The sequence below is a fragment of the Desulfosediminicola flagellatus genome, from assembly GCF_005116655.2.
GTDB lineage: Bacteria > Desulfobacterota > Desulfobulbia > Desulfobulbales > Desulfocapsaceae > Desulfopila > Desulfopila flagellata.
This window is the reverse complement of sequence record NZ_CP050698.1, coordinates 2,413,812-2,432,745: the sequence shown is the minus strand read 5'-3', so window position 1 is coordinate 2,432,745 and position 18,934 is coordinate 2,413,812. Positions and strand designations below refer to the sequence as shown.

The 18,934-nt window shown below is 41.9% G+C and carries 16 protein-coding genes; 7 read left to right on the top strand and 9 right to left on the bottom strand.

The genetic code is table 11. The features are described from left to right. Window positions 1–201: 201 nt before the first annotated feature. Window positions 202–1,983, bottom strand: a complete 1,782-nt coding sequence (locus FCL46_RS10095; protein ID WP_136806353.1) for an extracellular solute-binding protein — start codon at window positions 1,981–1,983, stop codon at window positions 202–204. Between the two features lie 193 nt (window positions 1,984–2,176). Between FCL46_RS10095 and FCL46_RS10090 the strand changes: the two genes are divergently transcribed. Beyond that, window positions 2,177–3,463: a 3-isopropylmalate dehydratase large subunit gene (locus tag FCL46_RS10090; RefSeq protein WP_136806352.1), complete on the top strand. Its 1,287-nt coding sequence runs from the start codon at window positions 2,177–2,179 to the stop codon at window positions 3,461–3,463. A gap of 14 nt (window positions 3,464–3,477) precedes the next feature. Then, window positions 3,478–4,014 (top strand): 3-isopropylmalate dehydratase small subunit, encoded by a 537-nt coding sequence (locus FCL46_RS10085; RefSeq protein WP_136806351.1) that lies wholly within the window; start codon window positions 3,478–3,480, stop codon window positions 4,012–4,014. Between the two features lie 96 nt (window positions 4,015–4,110). Here FCL46_RS10085 and FCL46_RS10080 read toward each other — a convergent pair whose 3' ends face one another. The 4 genes from FCL46_RS10080 to FCL46_RS10065 all read right to left on the bottom strand — a co-directional run bounded on the left by FCL46_RS10080 (window position 4,111) and on the right by FCL46_RS10065 (window position 7,827). Beyond that, the gene (locus FCL46_RS10080; protein WP_136806350.1) at window positions 4,111–5,043 is read right to left on the bottom strand and encodes a DnaJ C-terminal domain-containing protein; all 933 of its coding nucleotides are present in this window, start codon (window positions 5,041–5,043) and stop codon (window positions 4,111–4,113) included. A 206-nt stretch (window positions 5,044–5,249) separates the two neighbouring features. Beyond that, window positions 5,250–5,684, bottom strand: a complete 435-nt coding sequence (locus FCL46_RS10075; protein ID WP_136806349.1) for a single-stranded DNA-binding protein — start codon at window positions 5,682–5,684, stop codon at window positions 5,250–5,252. A 155-nt stretch (window positions 5,685–5,839) separates the two neighbouring features. After that, window positions 5,840–6,964, bottom strand: a complete 1,125-nt coding sequence (locus tag FCL46_RS10070) for an SPL family radical SAM protein (RefSeq protein WP_136806348.1) — start codon at window positions 6,962–6,964, stop codon at window positions 5,840–5,842. Beyond that, window positions 6,961–7,827, bottom strand: a complete 867-nt coding sequence (locus FCL46_RS10065; RefSeq protein ID WP_136806347.1) for a glycosyltransferase family 2 protein — start codon at window positions 7,825–7,827, stop codon at window positions 6,961–6,963. The genes FCL46_RS10070 and FCL46_RS10065 overlap by 4 nt, the downstream gene beginning before the upstream one ends. Before the next feature lie 138 nt (window positions 7,828–7,965). Here FCL46_RS10065 and FCL46_RS10060 point away from each other — a divergent pair, with 138 nt between their 5' ends. From FCL46_RS10060 to FCL46_RS10040, 5 genes are all read left to right on the top strand, one after another. Beyond that, a complete protein-coding gene (locus tag FCL46_RS10060; RefSeq protein WP_136806346.1) occupies window positions 7,966–9,498 on the top strand; it encodes an Rne/Rng family ribonuclease in 1,533 nt (510 codons plus the stop codon). Window positions 9,499–9,541: 43 nt separating this feature from the next. After that, on the top strand, window positions 9,542–10,918 hold the full coding sequence (locus FCL46_RS10055; protein ID WP_136806345.1) for a M23 family metallopeptidase: 1,377 nt from the start codon (window positions 9,542–9,544) through the stop codon (window positions 10,916–10,918). 246 nt (window positions 10,919–11,164) lie between these two features. Further along, window positions 11,165–12,625 (top strand): LPS export ABC transporter permease LptF, encoded by a 1,461-nt coding sequence (lptF, locus tag FCL46_RS10050; RefSeq protein WP_136806344.1) that lies wholly within the window; start codon window positions 11,165–11,167, stop codon window positions 12,623–12,625. A 139-nt stretch (window positions 12,626–12,764) separates the two neighbouring features. Continuing rightward, on the top strand, window positions 12,765–14,363 hold the full coding sequence (locus FCL46_RS10045; protein ID WP_136806343.1) for an NAD(P)H-hydrate dehydratase: 1,599 nt from the start codon (window positions 12,765–12,767) through the stop codon (window positions 14,361–14,363). A 10-nt stretch (window positions 14,364–14,373) separates the two neighbouring features. Next, window positions 14,374–14,823, top strand: a complete 450-nt coding sequence (locus tag FCL46_RS10040) for a CBS domain-containing protein (protein WP_136806342.1) — start codon at window positions 14,374–14,376, stop codon at window positions 14,821–14,823. On the opposite strand, the gene ung is transcribed toward FCL46_RS10040, so the two are convergent. The 4 genes from ung to FCL46_RS10020 form a co-directional block, all read right to left on the bottom strand. Then, on the bottom strand, window positions 14,824–15,489 hold the full coding sequence (gene ung, locus FCL46_RS10035; protein ID WP_136806341.1) for a uracil-DNA glycosylase: 666 nt from the start codon (window positions 15,487–15,489) through the stop codon (window positions 14,824–14,826). A gap of 119 nt (window positions 15,490–15,608) precedes the next feature. Continuing rightward, window positions 15,609–16,820 (bottom strand): chemotaxis protein CheB, encoded by a 1,212-nt coding sequence (locus tag FCL46_RS10030; protein ID WP_136806340.1) that lies wholly within the window; start codon window positions 16,818–16,820, stop codon window positions 15,609–15,611. A 129-nt stretch (window positions 16,821–16,949) separates the two neighbouring features. After that, window positions 16,950–17,618: a nicotinate-nucleotide adenylyltransferase gene (gene nadD / locus FCL46_RS10025; protein ID WP_136806339.1), complete on the bottom strand. Its 669-nt coding sequence runs from the start codon at window positions 17,616–17,618 to the stop codon at window positions 16,950–16,952. Further along, window positions 17,615–18,883, bottom strand: a complete 1,269-nt coding sequence (locus FCL46_RS10020) for a glutamate-5-semialdehyde dehydrogenase (protein WP_136806338.1) — start codon at window positions 18,881–18,883, stop codon at window positions 17,615–17,617. The genes nadD and FCL46_RS10020 overlap by 4 nt, the downstream gene beginning before the upstream one ends. Window positions 18,884–18,934: the final 51 nt, after the last annotated feature.

Here is an 18,934-nt window from a genome sequence, read left to right as displayed (position 1 = left end):
TAAAGATCGGGCAAAGCCCGCATAGTACGCACCCGCCTAACAAACTATAGGGTGCTCTTTATTAATATCAAATAACTGGTCATGACGTCAAGGCACAGATAATGTTTTCGATACTAAAACACCAACTTAATTGAGAATCATTCATGGTTCAAATAACACAAGTCAGAACCCAGCCGTATGAGCAACCATGCATCCAATTTATCAATCAATCCACCAGGTCATGAGTAAATCGGTTGGTGAATAATATTTGGGCAATACTTCAGGACTGGAAAATTTATCATGATAGGCAATTCGATGACCGCTCACATACCAGTTTGGAACAACGTAATATCCATACCAGAGAACTCTATCAAGAGCCTTCGTTGCTGCGACAAGTGCTTCAGCTGACTCAGCATAGATGATTTTATCGACGAGTTGATCCACCGCTTCAGATTTTATTCCTGCATAATTGTCAGACCCATGTATATCAGCAGATTGAGAGTGCCAGAAATTGCGTTGCTCATTCCCTGGGGATAATGACTGAGGAAACGTTACTACAGTCATGTCAAAATCAAATGTTTTCAATCTGTCTGAGTATAGGGTTTTATCAATTGTACGATAATTTGCCTGGATGCCAAGTTTTTCAAGATTACTTGCAAAAGGAGCCATTACTCGCTCAAAGGTTGCTTGATTCAGCAGAATTTCAAATCGAAGCTGTTTCCCCTTGGTGTCAACAAGTATACCGTCTTTAACCGTATATCCTGCTTCAGCCAGCAACTTCTTAGCCTTGCGCAAATTAGCTCTCAAACCGCCTTTTCCTGTCGTCTCAGGCGCTTTTAAGGGTGTATCAAAAACCTCAGGTGGAACCTTACCGCGTAATTCCTCCAGGTACTCTAATTCCAATCCCTCTGGCAACCCCGTCGCAGCCAGATAGGAGTTGCTGAAATACGATGAAATTCGTGTATATTGATCAAAAAATAACGATTTATTTGTCCACTCAAAATCAAGAGCCAGTCCTATAGCCTGCCTGACCTTTCTGTTACTGAAAATCTCTTTTCTGGTATTCATCAGAAAACCCTGCATTCCTGCATTATTTGAATGAGGGAATATTTTTTTTACTAGCTCACCTGAATTAAATCGTGGTCCATCCATATCCCGAGCCCATTGTTTCGCGATATAAACTGCCATAGCATCAAATTCACCGGCTTTAAAAGCCTCCAACGCAACAATCTGATCTTTATAGTATTTAATTGTTATTTTATCGTAATTATACAATCCCGTTCTTACAGGATGATCGATAGCCCAATACTGCTTATTTCGAGTATATGTTATTGATCTACCCTGTACTACATTACTCACCACATATGGCCCGGACCCTAAAGGTCCTGTTTTCACTGAACTGTCAATTTTGTCATCAGTGAAGCTTCTTTTCGAAAATACTGGGATTTGGGCCGAAATCATGGCAAGCTCACGGTTCGGCTGCTTGAAGACCAGACGAATTCGTGTTGAGTCAATAATCTCGGAATGAGAGATGTCGCCATAATAATACTGATATATAGGGTGAACTTTAGGCCCCTTCAGGGTCTCCAGTGAAAAGGCAATGTCTTCAACAGTAACTGGCGTCCCATCAGAGAATCTGGCATCAGTATTTAAGGTAAATACTACGGAAAGAAGATCATCAGCCACCGTAATATCTTTTGCAATCAACCCATACTCCGCTGTTGGCTCATCCATACTTCTTACACCAAGTGTTTCAAAAACGAATGCCTCCAGGCCAAAGGGTGCAACACCTTTTAAGGTGAATGGATTCAGTTTATCAAAGCTGCCAAGGCTATAAAGTACTAGATGTCCACCTTTTTTGGCTTTTGGTGATGCATATTCAAAGTGTGTAAACCCTTCTTTATACTTAAGTTCACTATTTACACTTATGCCATGAGCTGCCCAACTGTTTGTAGTCACGAGGAGAACGATCAACACCACCATAAAACGTGTAAATATATTCATATTAACTCCACTGCTAATTTACCCTAAGGATCTGAAAATATATCATTAATTATCTTGTGGTAAGAATACCACTTTTGATGTAGAATGTCGAATTCACAACGCAATTCGCATGCTGCCTGCACATCTTTCCGCAGCATGCCCTATTCCTAGCTGTTCAATATATCCAGCTCAACTATTCTTCTGGAGTTACCTCATGGGAAAAACCATAGCTGAGAAAATTTTTGAGACACATCTCAAAGATCAACCATCGTCTGAAAATATGGTTCTTGATCTCGATGTTGTCATGTGTCATGAAATCACGACTCCGATCGCGATTATGGACCTCATGGAAAAAAACATGGACAAGGTCTTTGACACCACAAAAATCAAAGCTGTTATCGATCACGTTACACCAGCAAAAGATTCAAAAACCGCTATGCAAGGCAAAATCATGCGTGAGTGGGCTAAACGTCACCAGATTCAAGATTTTTTTGACGTTGGCGAAAACGGTGTTTGTCACGCCCTTTTCCCTGAAAAAGGATTTGTACGACCCGGTTACACCATAATTATGGGTGATTCCCATACCTGTACCCACGGTGCATTTGGAGCCTTTGCTGCAGGAGTTGGAACAACTGACCTTGAAGTTGGCATCTATAAGGGGGTTTGCTCATTCAGATCCCCCAGGACAATGCAGGTTATACTTGAAGGTGAACTCAGTAAAGGTGTATCTGCTAAAGATGTTATTCTTGCAATAATCAAAAAGATTACTGTAAATGGTGCGACCGACAAGATTATCGAGTTTGTCGGCCCCGTCGTTGACCAGATGTCAATGGCTGCCAGAATGACACTGTGCAACATGGCAGTTGAAGCTGGCGGAACGTGTGGCATTTGTATGCCTGACCGAGTGACTGCAGAGTACCTCTGGTCTTTTATCCAGAGTGATTATCCTACAATCGACGCAGCAGTTGAAGATTATAAAAAGTGGCACTCTGATCCTGACGCGGCCTACGAAGAGAAAATCGTCTTCAATGTATCTGATCTTGTACCGCAAGTAACCTATGGCTTTAAACCTGATATGGTGAAAGACATTTCTGAACTTTCCGGATCACCAGTAGATCAGGTATATATCGGTTCCTGCACTAATGGTCGTATTGAAGATCTCAGGGATGCTGCAGAGATTCTTAAAGGTAAAAAATTGGCACCAGGCGTTCGCGGAATAGTTACTCCCGCTACACCGAAAATTTACAGCCAGGCTCTCGAAGAAGGTATTATCAAAATCTTTATGGATGCCGGTTTCTGTGTACTCAATCCAACCTGCGGTGCCTGCCTTGGTATGAGTTCAGGCGTACTTGCAGAAGGCGAAGTTTGTGCTTCTACCACAAACAGAAACTTCAACGGGCGAATGGGTAAAGGTGGCATGGTTCACCTGATGAGCCCTCACTCAGCTGCAGTTGCTGCAATTACAGGCACAATTTCCGATCCTAGAGATTATCTTAACTAATACGAGGCAGATAGATGAAAGAATTTGGTGGTCCTGCAATATTTTTCGACAGAAATGATATCAATACCGATGAAATCATTCCTGCAAAATATCTTACAGAGATTTCAAAAACCGCACTCAAGCCACATCTTCTTGAAGACCTCCTTCTAGATGGTAAAGCATTCGACCCCGCTTCTGAAGAACTTAAAAATGCTCAAGTCGTGGTTACAAAAGCAAACTTTGGCTGCGGTTCTTCCCGCGAACATGCTGTCTGGGCTTTTGAAGTGAATGATATTAACGTGATTATCGCAGAAAGCTTTGCACGTATTTTCCGTCAGAACATGTTCAACTGCGGCATTCTCGCAATTGAACTCCCGAGAGAACAGATTGATATGTTATTTGCACTTCCGGGTAATGTTTCATTTCAAGTGGACATGCAGGAATGCAAATTGATCGCTACGACAACAGAAAGTTACCAAGAAGACGTTGTCTGTTCGTTTACAATTAACTCTTTTGATAAAGACTTGGTGAGTGCAGGCGGTTGGCTTGCATACGCTGATCAGAAATACTAAATTCTGACACTGTATTTAGAACAAAAAAGGGGATGACGCTTAACAAAAGCATCATCCCCTTTTTTTTATTAGATTCCTAAACGGATTGGCTAATAATTACAGGCCAACCTCTCGCAATTGTGTAAGAGCCTGTACCTGCTCGTCACTCAGTTCCTCAGGAACCTTAACAGCAAGTTTCACATAAAGATCACCACGCTCACCGACAGGTCCGGCCGGCAAACCAAAACCCCGGAGCCGCAGTTTAGCACCGTCAATGGTACCGCTAGGAACTTTTACGGCAAACTTCTTCCCTTCCAGTGTCTCTACTTCAACACTTCCTCCCATACAGGCATCACTGAAATTAAGTAGTTTGGTAACAATGAGATTGTCACCATCACGGCTAAAAACGGGATGTTCGGACAGTTCGACTTTCAGATACAAATCGCCTGGAGGTCCACCATTTTTCGATGGGCCACCCTTTCCTCTGAGCCGCAGTTTTTTTCCTTCTTCAATCCCCTTCGGAATTTTAACACTCACCTGTTGAGGCTGGCCATTTTTCCTAAGAGAAATAGAACGATCACTACCAGTAAGGACTTCATCGAGGGTCACGGTAATCTGATAGGTCATATCCTGACCTTTTTCAGGTTGATGGCAACCACCTCCACAACCGCCCCCGCCATGCATGCCGCCCTGACCGAAAAACGAGTTGAAGTGTGCCCCGCCACCACCGAAACCAGAAGCCTGCTGACCTCCCATACTGCCACCAAAGCCGAACTGCCTGAGGATATCGTTTAAATCAAAGTTTCTGAAAATATCTTCCTGTGAGTATCGCTGATGGAAATCTGTAGAACCATAAGTGTCATACTGCTGTTTTTTCTCAGCATCTGAGAGGACAGCATAAGCTTCACTTATTTCCTTAAATTTCTCTTCGGCTTGCTTATCACCCTTATTTTTATCGGGATGATATTTCACAGCCAGCTTACGATACGCTTTTTTGATTTCACTGGCAGTTGCATTTTTTGCAACGCCTAATTTTTGATAGTATTCCATTGGAGCTTCACATTGAATGAATACGTTTGATAGATATAATTTTGCAATCTGCACTTTCTTCCATATCTATCACAATATGGATGCATAAGGAGATCGTCAAGCCCCTTTCCCGTGTCAAAACAGTGCGCTGAAAGCGTGCTTAATAATAAAGAGGGTTGACTGTCGAAAACAGTACAACCCTCGATAAAAACGTTTGGGATTCCGGCTTAGAAAGGTACGTCCTCTCCGGTTCCGCCCATGAATCCTGCTGGAGGTTCTGGGAATGAATCCTGTCCACCACCAAAAGACCCACCTCCCTGACCACCACCATCACCACCACGAGGTGAAAGCATCTTCATCTCTCTGGCCACGATCTCCGTTGTGTACCTGTCAACACCATTCTGATCGGTCCATTTTCTGGTCTGGATTTTCCCTTCGATATAGACACGGGAACCTTTGTTAAGATATTCCCCGCATATTTCTGCTAGCCGCTGCCAGGCAACGATGCGATGCCACTCGGTGCTCTCCTGCATCTGGCCATCCTGCCCTTTCCATCTCTCGGTTGTTGCGACAGTAAAAGAGGCTACCTGTGTTCCACTCTGAGTGTAACGAATTTCTGGGTCGGCTCCCAGGTTGCCAATAAGAATTGCTTTATTTATCATTATGTTAGTCTCCTGATTTTCAACCGCACCTATAATGCGATTGACATGGTATTATTCGGTCAAACAAGTATACGCTAGAAAAATGAAACGTAAAGCATTATATGAATTTGCCCGATATCTAGAGCCGTTGATCAATAGTAAATTGATGCAACGGGTTAATTATTGTTAAAAAAAGAACGATCAAGCATTACTGGAACACCACCTTTTTCTTCTGGAGTAAAACCCATAACATCTTTCCAGATCTCGTCACTCTCCATGCAAAAATAAATGCAGGTTCTATTTGAAACATGTTGCTGCAAATAATTATAAATATGCTGGTACAACCTGACGCGATTATCTCTGAAATACCGAGACTTCCCGTCTAGACCTTCTACAAACTCCTGAAAATACATTTGAGATCCCGGGAATCTATTTATTCCGATATCTTTTAACTTTGGCAGATATCGCAAGGCACCCATGGATATCCAGACAATAGATTCTTTAGGAACTACCTGAAAAAGACGATCAATTGTTTCAATGTACCCCTGCTGCCATCCGTCATGATCAATTATCGGATCAAAATGAAATGCGAGTTTATATCCCCAGCCAGCAACCCTGGCCGCAGCCTCCAGTCGTTCTTCAAGTGTTGCGGATCGAAGTTCCTGGCGCTGAAGAATTTGCGTACTGTTCAAAGACCAGGCAATAACGGTTCGCCCATTATGTTTTAATCCTTCCAGATTTTCTATCACCGCAGATTTTGTTTTAAGCTCCAGCATAGCATTCTTTTTAGTTGCCATATGCGATACGAGCTTTGAACTGAGGTTAGTCAGACGATCAATAGCTAATGAGTCTGTGAATTCACCTGTACCAATCCTGTAAAGAGTATCTGGGTTATCATTAAGTACAGCGTCGATTTCAGCCAGCATTTCATCAACATTTACATAAAATGAGAGCCACGGATTGTTCAGATAAGCCTGCAATATACAATAAACACAGTCTATAGGACAGTTCATGCCGGTATTGAGCACATGGTAATCGCAACATTTATACTCTCGTGTTGCCGGGCATGGTTTAAAAAATTGACCTTTATTTTTTGTCAGATAGAGGTGCTGTTTACCTTCACTAAGATTTTCCGGGTATAGCTTATCAAATTGACATGGCTCGGAACCCTCTGGAACTACATTCCATGGCAGGTTTGCCCTTTCAAGAATTTCCTTCGTATATGGGTCCTCTAAACAGGTTTCATCAACATGGATCGTTTTTATAAAATGTGACGGATCACTCCATGATTTCATCTTCATCTGGAACTCTTTGGTATTTGATCGTTTAACGACTCGGCCTTTCCGAGATAGTAAAGGCCTTCGTCTTCTTTGCCATGACGCAAGCAGCCGTTACCATAAATAGTGTATTTCTTCACAAGCTCATTGCAGGCCAGGATATATTGATCAGTCTGTAATTTTCGACTTGCCAGTAAATTTTCAATAGAGCGAATACGCAACTTGTCCATTCCTACACTAAACTGTTGCGAAACCTGATCTTCACGTCCACCTTCTTTTATTGTAAGAGGTGAGTCAACCAAAAGAAACTGGTGCCTGCAACTGGCACGTAACCAGAAGTCATAATCTTCGCAGCACCTGAACGACTCATCGAACAAACCAACGTGTTCAAAAAGCAACTTATGAACCATTACCGTAGACATCCCGACAGCACATAATTCAAGACAGTGAGAAAAGATATCACCATGTTGTGGAATGTGCTTTTTCTTCTGATTCAAATGAATACCGTTTCGGAGCCATTTTTCTTTTGTATGACTTATCAGAAACTGTGGGCTATTCAGCAATAAACTGCATTGTTTTTCAAGTTTTCTTTTGTGCCAATGATCATCTGAATCGAGAAAGGCTACATAATCACTTTCTGAATGAACAATTCCTAAATTTCGTGCGGCTGCTGGGCCTTTATTCTCTTGTCTCAAATATCGAATATTGCATTTGTGTTGATATTTCAGCCCCCTGACATACTGCTCTGTACTGTCGGTTGACCCATCATCTACTATAATGACCTCAAAACATTTATGCGTCTGTCTAAATATTGAATCCAGAGCACGGGGAAGGAAATGTTTGCGATTATACGTAGGAATAATTACAGAAACCGGGTGTGCAGTCATAGGTGACGAAGTGAAAGATTAGTTAAAAAACATTATTACATATGGCTTTTTATAACAAAGGTACTGTATACTCAACGTTTCATCAACAATCTCCTTCCCCTTTTTGGGAAGTATAAATATTTGATTTATGACAACATCATGACCACGGAAATTCTTATAAATTCCAGAAGCTACGAGGTGCGCCTTGCACTTGTGGAGAGTGGCACACTTAGTGAATTCCACCTCCAAAGGCCCACCGAAAGAGGGCTAATGGGAAACATTTATAAAGGCAAAGTCGTTCGGGTTCTCCCCGGAATGCAGGCTGCTTTTGTAGATATCGGCCTTGAACGTACCGGTTTTTTATACGTTGATGATATTTATATAGAGGATTCAACTCCAGACTCCGTAGGCTCTGAAGAATCCCCTCCTGTTCACACGTGCGAACCCGAACATGATATCACTGAAAAAACATCTCACCGAGTACAGAATCATAATATTGAAGATCTATTAAAAGAAGGTCAGGATATTATCGTTCAGGTCAGTAAAGATCCAATCGGCACTAAAGGAGCACGACTTACCTGTCACATCACTCTTCCGTGCAGAAATCTCGTTTTTATTCCACTTACAGACCATATTGGAATATCGAGAAAGATTGAGGATGAAGAGGTTCGAATTCGTTTAAAAGAAAAAATTGAACAAATACGCCCCAAAGGTGCAGGGTTTATAGTTCGAACTGTTGCTGAAAATGCGCAACTTGAAGAACTCGAAGCAGACATGGAATTTCTCCTTCACCTCTGGGAGGAGATTCAGGATCGTTCAAAGGCCCCAGAAGTACCTTCGATTGTATACGAAGACCTCGATATAACACTTCGTGCAGTAAGAGATCTCTTCACTATTGATGTTGACCGCCTCATTATTGATGATGAATCGGCATTTAAGAAAATTGAATCTTTCGTTAAAACGTTTGCCCCAGAGTTACAAAGCAAACTCAAGTTATATCTTGGCGATACACCTTTATTTGAAGCCCATGGATTAGAGGTGGAAATAAATCGTGCTATCGAAAAAAAGGTATGGCTTCGCTCTGGTGGGTACATAATTATAGAAAGCACTGAAGCACTCTCTGTAATTGATGTTAATACAGGTCGATTTGTTGGAAAAAACAACCTGAATGACACCATTTTCAAGACCAACATGGAGGCAGCAGTTGAAATTGCTTACCAGCTGCGATTACGCAATATCGGTGGTATCATCATCATAGATTTTATTGACATGGAAGACGAGGAGCACAGAGAAGAGTTGTTTGCTACCTTCAAATCCGCTGTCAAAAAAGATAAAAGCAGAATTAACATTCTGAAGCTTTCAGAGTTTGGTCTTGTGCAGATGACCAGAAAACGAAACAGCGAAAGTCTATATCAGTTGATGTGTGAACCATGTCACTACTGCACAGGCGAGGGGATGCTGAAATCTCGTCGCACCATATGTTACGATATTTTCAGGAAAATACATCGAAACGCCAAAATGGCAGGTGGCAATACTGTAACAGTAAGAGTACATCCACGAATAGCTGATATGTTAGCTAAAGAAGAAGAGTTAACGACGGCCCATCTTGAACAAGATACAGGTAAACGTATTATTATTGCTCCTGCAAAGGATATGCACATGGAAAAATACGAAATTATCTGGCAGCGTTAATACCCCCCCTCATCGTTCCAAAAAAAATAACACATATACTCCTATGGGACTTCGTAGACATAGACAACCAAGAAAAACTGGCAAATTCTTTCTTCTCGTTCTGTTATTCATATTGATTGCAGGCGCTGGAGCATCCTTCTTTTTCTTTTTTGAAGGTAGTGCACCTGTTGCAGATCTCTCAAAAGTCCCAATTCATATCGGTAAAAACGGCAAATTTGATATTCGAATTACTGATACCGGGAGTGGACTGCGCCAGATAACTGTTTCCGCTTCCCAGAAAGGTGTTGTTAAAGAACTGTATTATAAAACGTATCCACGTTTGCGTTATACCGGCCAGATAGGACCACTTGAGTTCTCCCAAACTCTTGAGGTTGATGCGCAAAAGCTCGGTTTTACTGATGGTGAGATCGAAATTTCAGTTATGGCTTACGATTTCTCACTGAGAGGGATGTTTAACGGCAATGCTGCAAACGCAACGAAAAGTGTAACTCTCGATACTAAGCCTCCAAGAATCCAGCCCATTCATAGTGAAAAATATATTTCTCCAGGTGGTACGGGAATAGTCATCTATAATGTTTCAGACAATGATGCCGAACACGGTGTGGTTGTTAATGGGATGTTCAACCGTGGTCATATTGTCGGGGATGGTCGAAAAGACGTCTATATCGCATATTTTGCCTTACCATTTGATACAGAATCCGTTGAAGAACTCAAACTGACTGCAACGGATATCGCAGGTAATGTTCGCACTGTTCCACTTGCGACGACTTTCAAAAAGGTACGCCAGAAACGTGACAGAATTAACATCAGCGACGGATTTCTGTCTGCAAAAATCCCTGAATTTGAACAATATTACCCCGACCTTCCTGGAGACAATGTAGAAAAATATCTGCACACCAATCAAGTAATTCGAAAAGAGAACAACACTAAAATCTTTGAACTTTGTCAAAATCCAATCAGCGAACGCCTGTGGGAAGGTAAGTTTTCTAGAATGGCAGGAAGCGGAAGAGCCGGTTTTGCAGATCATCGTACCTACTACTACAAAGATCAGCCAATTGACAAGCAGGTCCATCTTGGAATGGATATAGCATCAACGCGTCGTGCAAATGTAAAGGCTGCAAACACAGGAAAGGTTGTGTTTGCTGATTACCTTGGCATTTATGGTAACATGGTACTCCTTGATCATGGTCAGGGGGTTTTTAGTCTATATTCACATCTCAGCCAGATCAATGTCGCCGTAGATGACGTAGTAGCAAATGGTGATTCTATAGGCCTCACAGGGACATCCGGCATGGCTGGGGGGGATCATTTACATTTCTCAATGCTGATAAACGGCGTATTTACGACACCCAAGGAATGGTGGGATTCTCACTGGATCGAAGTCACCATAACTGAACCGCTTGTAGATTCTAAGTTCTGATGTTAAATCCCGACTAAATGAATTAGTCGGGATTTTTTCTTATCTGCATGTTCATTCTGGAACAGGATATCTATCTTCTTTTGTGTGACCGAATTCTATCACTGAAAATAAATGGCAATCTTTAGTCTATTTTGATTGTTTTTCCAGTCTGTTTCCATAATACTTCTGAAGCATTGTCTCTATTTAATATTCACAAACCGAACATTCAAATTTTTTTATATACTGAATAACTCAGTTGCGGTTTTTATGAAAATAATTTCACGTACACCCTACCTACTCTACAGTTACCTCTCCACTGAGATGCTGGCGCCTTTTTTTGCCAGTTTTCTCATTATGAACGGTGTCTTCTTTCTTGTTAAGCTCATTCCTTTTCTGAATTTTGCTCTAGAGCTAAATATCGGTGGCGGCGATTTTATTCGCATGTTCTCGTATATGCTGCCTAACATGCTTTTGTACACCATCCCAATGGCATCGATGATGGGTATCATTATAGGGTTTTCACGCCTATCTAATGACACCGAAATTCTGGCCTTAAAAGCCAGCGGGATCAGCATGTATCGAATTCTACCCCCAATTTTTCTCATAGCCGCAATCATTGCGCTTGCCACAAGCTATTTTTCAACCAAGCTCATACCGGTGAGTGAAGTTGCTATGAAGCAACTTACCTACCAGTTACTGAAAGAGAAAATTGATAAGGGCATAAAAGAATACAAATTCACTGAAGCACTTGGAGATCTAGTAGTTCATGTAGGCAAAATTGATAAAGAGAGTGGTGAATGGAAAGATGTATGGGTATCTGATATGCGGGGCCAGATAAATCCGTCAATCACGATGGCATCCAAGGGGAGAATGGTAAGCAACCTTAAAGATATGAATGTCACAATTCTTCTTGAAAACGGAAGCCTCCATCGCCCGGATAATAAAGATGCTCAAATAGTAAATTTTGAAAAGTATATAATTAACCTCCCCCTCCAGCCTCCCGCTCAGGGTAAATCGATACACAGAAGGACCCTGACAATGTCAGAACTTCTTACTACCGCAGACTCCTTTGGAAGAAACACTGAACGCGGAAGAGTCATGCTGGTTGAATATCATAAACGACTGGCACTGCCTGTCGGCTGCTTTGTGCTCACAATTTTAGGTTTACCATTTGGCCTTCAGGCTGGGCCTGGGAAAAAAGCAATCGGTATCCCTATGGGATTAGCTGTATTTATTATCTATTATGTGCTTTTTACGATGGGGAAAATGATGGCTTCTGAAGGTACTCTGCCTATCATTCCTGCAATGTGGTTTGCTGATGTACTATTTTTTCTGGCAGCGTTGTATTTTATATATAGAGTCACTAATGAAATGCCTCTTCTCTCCGAAGGATTACAAAATTTCTTCAGCACATTATACAGATTTAGCTTCGGCCCAGTCGTGACTCTTTGTAAAAAAGGCTACAAGGCCACCACACTCTTGTTTCCAAGGAATTCTCGGACAAAGACTATAAAAACCTCCAGCGAAGAATCTCAGCAACGCCTGAAGGGCGATGTTGAACGCAAACTCTTTCACCTTCCTCACTGTAAATACTACACCAGTCCTCATTGTTCCATAGAGTTTAAAGATGTTGAGTTTGCCAAAAGATCTGGATTTAAACCCTGTGTACTTTGCTGCTCAGCTATGAATACGCCTGAAACCGACAAGAAAGAAGATAATTTGCCATAACATTACGTATTGCTTGAAATTCTTACTTTATTAAATTGATCAGGTTACATATATTCGATAAGATAGAACGGTTTACCTAAGCCATTATCTATTTTGCACCAAACTCGATGCTGCTTCAATTATTCTTCAAGGAGTCAAAATGAAACTGCCCACAGCCCAGGAAATGCAGGCCCTTGATAAGTGTGCCATAGAAAATTTTGGCATTCCAGGCATCGTTTTGATGGAGAATGCAGGTCTAGGTACTGTGAGAATGATGGAGCGGACTTTAGGAACGTGCCAAAATACCTTTGCATGCATTATTGTCGGTCCCGGCAACAACGGTGGTGACGGTCTTGTCATAGGCAGACACCTCCACCAACGGGGGTGTAAACCTTTTTTCTTCCTGTTGGTCAATCCTGATAAGTTGCAAGGTGACGCTGCCCTGAATATGGCCATAGTCAAAAACCTGAAATTGCCATTTCATGTAATTGACACCACGTCCAGGGTTCATACCATACCTGTTCTCTACAAACAGATCGAATCGCGCGGACTACCCTGCTACAGTATCGTTGATGCCGTTTTTGGGACCGGGCTTACACGACCTGTAGAAGATCACTTTGCCTCTGTTATAAACCTTATAAATGAGCGAGATTTTGCTCATGATGTACCAGTGGTTTCAGTGGATTGCCCCTCAGGCATGGATGCGGATAGCGGCAAAGTACTCGGCACATGCATTAGATCAGATCAAACAGCGACCTATGGCTTTGCTAAACCTGGGCATTATATACATGACAGTCGTGAACTCACCGGCAAACTCGAAGTAATCGATATTGGTATACCAATTGAAACTTTGGACTCTGTGCCCATTTCAAATGAACTTCTCGACAATTCAATGTTCAGCAATATAAGCTCTGGCCTTGTACGTAAAAACTCTTCCCACAAAGGGGATCATGGTCATCTGCTCATTTTAGGTGGTTCTACTGGTAAAACCGGTGCAGCCATACTCAGTGCCAAAGGTGCTCTCAGATCAGGATGTGGCCTGGTTTCGCTGGCCGTGCCCAATAAGCTGAACAACGTCATCGAGAATAATCTTATTGAAGCAATGACCATCTCATTACCTCATTCGGACACTACTTTCAGCTATAGGGATTGTGATACAATTCTCCAAAGTCTCGAAGGAAAACGGGCTGTGGTCATCGGTCCAGGCATAGGAACATCGTATGAGACTTCTAAATTACTCTTGGAATTATATCAAGAAGTTCGAATTCCTATGGTTCTTGACGCCGATGCCTTGAATATCCTCGCCGCCAACCCCGAAAAGATTGAGCAATCAGGAGGGCAACGTATTTTCACGCCTCACCCAGGGGAACTAAGCCGCATTCTCGGCTGGCCAATACAACAGATTCAGGACAATAGACTCGAAGCTGCTCGTCAGGCATGCAAAACTCTGAATAATGGCCATTCTGATAATATCGTCGTTGTTAAAGGTGCCGGTACTATAATATCAGCACCCGGATATCTTATAAGAATCAACACTTCAGGTAATCCTGGCATGGCTACGGGCGGAATGGGAGACGTACTTGCCGGAATGATTGGCGCATTGATATGTCAGGGGATGAATGCCTTCGATGCAACATCCGCTGCTGCTTACCTGCATGGAGCAGCTGCTGATTCCCTTTACGAAAAATATGGTGCAGGATATACTGCAAGTGAGGTCTCCGAAGTTATTCCCGTTACCTTGAAATCTTTACTACCATAATGGGGACACCATGCAAACAGCTGCAGACATAATGACCCGCAAAGTAATCTCCGTCACTATAGAAACTACAGTGAAAGAGCTGGCCAAAATATTAACCACAAACAGCATCAGCGGGGCACCTGTTGTTGACAACGAAGGGAATCTACTAGGCGTTGTTACAGAAAGTGACCTGATCGATCAGAACAAAAAAATTCATATTCCTACTGTTGTGTCAATTCTTGATTCATTCATTTATCTTGAAAGCCCGGATAAACTTGAAGCGGAAATGCGAAAAATTGCAGGCTCAACGGTAGCTGACATTTTCACTGAAAATGTGACAACTGTCACGGAAACAACACCAATTGATGAATTGGCAACGATAATGTCTGAACAGAATATTCACACCTTGCCAGTCGTACAGGATGGTGAGATACGTGGAATAATTGGAAAAAAGGATATAATAAAAACGCTGGTAATCTGATCACCAGCGTATAGGGTCTATCTGATTACGCTTGAGAAACTCATTACATTGTGTAAATACGCCAGAGCCCAGAAAACCCCGATGAGCTGAAAGCGGTGAGGGGTGGCTTGTTTTTAAGATGAGATGCTTGCTACGATCAATCAATCGCTCTTTCTTTTGAGCGAATGCCCCCCATAACATAAAGACTACCTTTTCTCTTTTTAAAGATATTGTCTCAATTATGTTATCTGTCAACTCATGCCAGCCTAAGTTGGCATGAGAGTTTGGTTGCTTTTCAATAACAGTAAGACTTGCATTGAGCAGCAATACGCCCTGTTCTGCCCAATCTGTTAAATTCGTATTTACCCTCGGTTCCCGCCCCTTGTTAACTGAACCGTTTATCTCTTTAAATATGTTACGAAGAGACGGTGGCATCGGGATACCATCCATGACAGAAAAACAGAGACCATGAGCTTCTGGACCTAGTTTTTTATGTTCATTGAAATATGGATCCTGACCGATAATAACGACTTTAACTTCCTCAAAAGGTGTTAGCCGCATCGCCTGAAAAACACAATCCCGGGGTGGAAAGACTTTCTTTCCATGAGATTCATTTTCAAAAGCCTTTATAAGCAACTCTTTATGATATCCCTGACGCAGTAGTGGTACTTCTTCTTCCCAAAGCATATCTTTCTAATTTTTAAAACCGGAATTCACGATTTACCTTTATAGGCATTGTTATCATTTATCGAAATAGTGAGCGGGTAGATTGACAATCAAAACAGTGTCTTCAGAAATACATACTCCTAAAAAGAAGCACTCCCCTGCTGTGCATTTTTATACAGTAATTGAATATAGTCAACCAATTCTGCTGCACTGTCAACCACATGCGCCTTGCTAAATGTCTTCATCGCATTTTCTACCAGATTTGGTGCCAGGCAATTAGTGGGATCAATTAAGAGTGGTTTTCCCGAATTTTTAATAATTGACGCCAACCCCTGCAAGCCATCATTCTCATTTGAGGCAAGCAATACACCAGCTGATTTATTTTTAAAAATCATGGAAACTGATGCCATTGCCAGATCGATAGCACCAATACCCTTATCAAGCTGCTTTACTGTGTTAAACGTCAATTTTGTACTAAAAGGTTTTAAGCATAAGTTGTCATACGTTGATGCAATATAGCAATGACCAGCTTCAGCATTCATCCCTGGCCGTGCCCTTAACACTTTCAAACGGCTAATAGCTGCAAGATATTCACAAAAAGCTGTAAGTTGCTTTTCTTCTGAATCCACAACAACCATTATTGAACCAGCCAGGTCCTGATCAAATTTGGGGATTATATTAAGGAGGTTTCTAAATGAATCTTTGCCGCCTCCGAAAACAGTCATAAAACTGTTTCGACGATACCGCTCTACAGTGACAAGCTCAATTATATCCCCGCAAAACGTGCACTCTATTACTGACGTATGTGCATCATTTTCAACAATATTTCTGCCCCCGCAATCTTCACAAAAAACAATTCTGTTACTATTTGCGCTGACGTTACGTTCATTATTATTTAAAAAATCCGGCTCTATGGAACGAACGGTCATGCATGAAGCATTCAATACTTTTCTATGCAGGATTTTTTTAAAAATATGTAGTTCAGCTTTTTCAAACAGGTACACCTTGGCAATAAAATCGACTGCTCCATTTTTCAAGGCGTCAAACGAACGTGTGGTACCTTCTGGGGTCAAACTGGACAGCATGATAGTAGGAGTGGGGCAATGAATCATCAGGTGCTGAAGTGCTGTCATCCCATCCATCAACGGCATTTCCATATCCATCAGGATAACATCAGGCTTAAGCTTCAACACCATATCAAGTGCCTCAATGCCTGTTTTAGCCTCCCCGGAAATGCGTATTTTTGGGGAATCAGAAAAGATATCCCGTATCAGGCGACGAAAAACAATGGAATCATCAGCAATGAGTACATTAATAGGTTTCTCTTTCTTATTGAGCAAAGTGGCAACCATAGTTGCTAATGCCTTTAGAATAAATTAATAGGTTATCAGATCGACTAACTGGATTAAATTGTACACTAACTATTCAATCCATATGATAGTTATACATCTTTTACTACTAATCCCTTACAATTAATATACTCACCTAATACTATTATGCTTTATAGCATATAAATCATGTTTTTTGATATATTGAAAAACAGCCTGGTCAAGCCCTGCTATGTTTTCACAACAGCCGGACGCAATTGACTGCCTGATCGATGTTGAGGAAACTTCAAGCAGTGGCGATTGTAGAAAATAGATATCCTTAAGATGGGCATTAGACGCTTTCCACTTCGCCCCATCAACCACGTATCCAAGATTCATTGCGACATTCCTGATCATTTCGTGCTTTTTGAAACCCCGCCTATTTGCCACAAGTAATGTTACCTTCCCCAGAAGTTGATTATACGATTTCCAGCTTAGAATATCTGCAAAAGCATCAATTCCTATAATAAAATAATAGCTCACATTTTGCGTATTCTGAGCTTCCAAAAAGCGTATAGTGTCAATTGTATATGATGGAACTGGCAGATTTCCTTCGATTGTACTTACTTCCAGTTTTTTGAATGAAGACGTTGCACATTTCAACATAGCAAGCCTGTGATTATATGGTGTCACGGACTTGCTATGTTTATGGGGAGGGCCTGCTGCTGGAATCAGCAGCACTTTAGATAGAGAACATTCGTTCAGGGCGGCTAGAGCAAGCTGGAGATGTCCTTTATGAACAGGATCAAATGTTCCTCCAAGAATGCCGATCTTCTGTATCAATTTCTAATTTGTCCCTGGCCGTACACTACAAATTTTCGTGTTGTCAGTTCTTCAAGGCCCATAGGTCCATAAGCGTGAAGTTTTGTAGTGCTTATACCAATTTCGGTGCCTAGTCCTAATTGCCCACCATCATTAAAACGGGTTGATGCATTGACCATAACTGCAGAAGCATCAACCTGAGCAACAAACTGCTGGGCAGTAGTGTAGTTTTCTGTGAGAATAACCTCGGTATGTTTTGAACCGTGCTCAAAAATATACTCTTTGGCAGCCTCTACATCACTAACAACTTTCATTACTATCTTTAGGTCAAGAAACTCGGTCCCCCAGTCACTTTCCTGAGCAGGGACTGCAAGAGGACTCAAATTCACGGTCTTGGCACAACCCCTCACCTCGACACCCGCATCTGTCAATTCTTTTACTATTACCGGGATATAATCAGCAGCTAAAGTTTGATGTACGAGCACTCCTTCAAGAGCATTACATACTCCAGGACGATGCGTTTTTGCGTTGAGTATAACCGGTGTCGATTTTTCGAGGTCTGCATCCTTGTCTACGTAAATGTGGCAAACACCTTTGTAATGCTTCAGGACAGGTATCCTGGAATTTTCACTTACATAGCGGATCAACCCTTCACCGCCACGCGGAATTACCAGGTCAATGGTTTCCTCCTGTTGGAGCAAAAACTGGACTGCACTTCGATCTGTAACGGGTATCACCTGAACCGATTCACGGGCAAGACCTTCCTCTTCAAGAGCCTGTTGAAGGACTTTTGCAAGAACAAGGTTAGAGTGTATCGCTTCTGAACCACCACGTAGCAGCACCGCATTACCGGTTTTCAAGCAGAGTGCTGCAGCATCAATAGTCACATTGGGTCGTGATTCATAAATCATCGCGATTACGCCAAGTGGAATCCGCATTCTTCCAACCTGAATTCCATTTGGCCTGATTGTGAGATTATCAACAGATCCTACCGGATCAGGTAATGCACAAACTTCCTTAAGTCCACTAATCATGGAATCGATCACAGCGTCAGACAACTCAAGTCTGTCAAGCATCGCAGCCGACAACCCTTTTTCCTTTCCTGCTTTGAGATCTTTTTCATTCTCAGACTGAATAATCGTTCGTTGGCTGTCAAGAAGAGAAGCTACACGCTCGAGAACAATATTCTTTTTAGCGCTTGAAAGGGATATCAGTGATGTTGCAGCTTTTCTAGCATCAGCTGCCATATTCATGATGGTGTTTTCTAATTGGCTAATCTCAGTCATGAATCTGCCTATACCTATGTATTTTAAAAATGTATAAACCCTTTAGAGGTT

Bases quoted from the DNA above. Each gene is read 5' to 3' on its own strand.
- FCL46_RS10070 (WP_136806348.1), bottom strand. From the start codon at position 6,964: ATGAAGATGAAATCATGGAGTGATCCGTCACATTTTATAAAAACGATC.
- FCL46_RS10020 (WP_136806338.1), bottom strand. From the start codon at position 18,883: ATGACTGAGATTAGCCAATTAGAAAACACCATCATGAATATGGCAGCT.
- FCL46_RS10075 (WP_136806349.1), bottom strand. From the start codon at position 5,684: ATGATAAATAAAGCAATTCTTATTGGCAACCTGGGAGCCGACCCAGAA.
- FCL46_RS10080 (WP_136806350.1), bottom strand. From the start codon at position 5,043: ATGGAATACTATCAAAAATTAGGCGTTGCAAAAAATGCAACTGCCAGT.
- FCL46_RS10060 (WP_136806346.1), top strand. From the start codon at position 7,966: ATGACCACGGAAATTCTTATAAATTCCAGAAGCTACGAGGTGCGCCTT.
- lptF (WP_136806344.1), top strand. From the start codon at position 11,165: ATGAAAATAATTTCACGTACACCCTACCTACTCTACAGTTACCTCTCC.
- ung (WP_136806341.1), bottom strand. From the start codon at position 15,489: ATGCTTTGGGAAGAAGAAGTACCACTACTGCGTCAGGGATATCATAAA.
- FCL46_RS10040 (WP_136806342.1), top strand. From the start codon at position 14,374: ATGCAAACAGCTGCAGACATAATGACCCGCAAAGTAATCTCCGTCACT.
- FCL46_RS10085 (WP_136806351.1), top strand. From the start codon at position 3,478: ATGAAAGAATTTGGTGGTCCTGCAATATTTTTCGACAGAAATGATATC.
- FCL46_RS10055 (WP_136806345.1), top strand. From the start codon at position 9,542: ATGGGACTTCGTAGACATAGACAACCAAGAAAAACTGGCAAATTCTTT.
- FCL46_RS10045 (WP_136806343.1), top strand. From the start codon at position 12,765: ATGAAACTGCCCACAGCCCAGGAAATGCAGGCCCTTGATAAGTGTGCC.
- FCL46_RS10090 (WP_136806352.1), top strand. From the start codon at position 2,177: ATGGGAAAAACCATAGCTGAGAAAATTTTTGAGACACATCTCAAAGAT.
- FCL46_RS10095 (WP_136806353.1), bottom strand. From the start codon at position 1,983: ATGAATATATTTACACGTTTTATGGTGGTGTTGATCGTTCTCCTCGTG.
- FCL46_RS10030 (WP_136806340.1), bottom strand. From the start codon at position 16,820: ATGGTTGCCACTTTGCTCAATAAGAAAGAGAAACCTATTAATGTACTC.
- FCL46_RS10065 (WP_136806347.1), bottom strand. From the start codon at position 7,827: ATGACTGCACACCCGGTTTCTGTAATTATTCCTACGTATAATCGCAAA.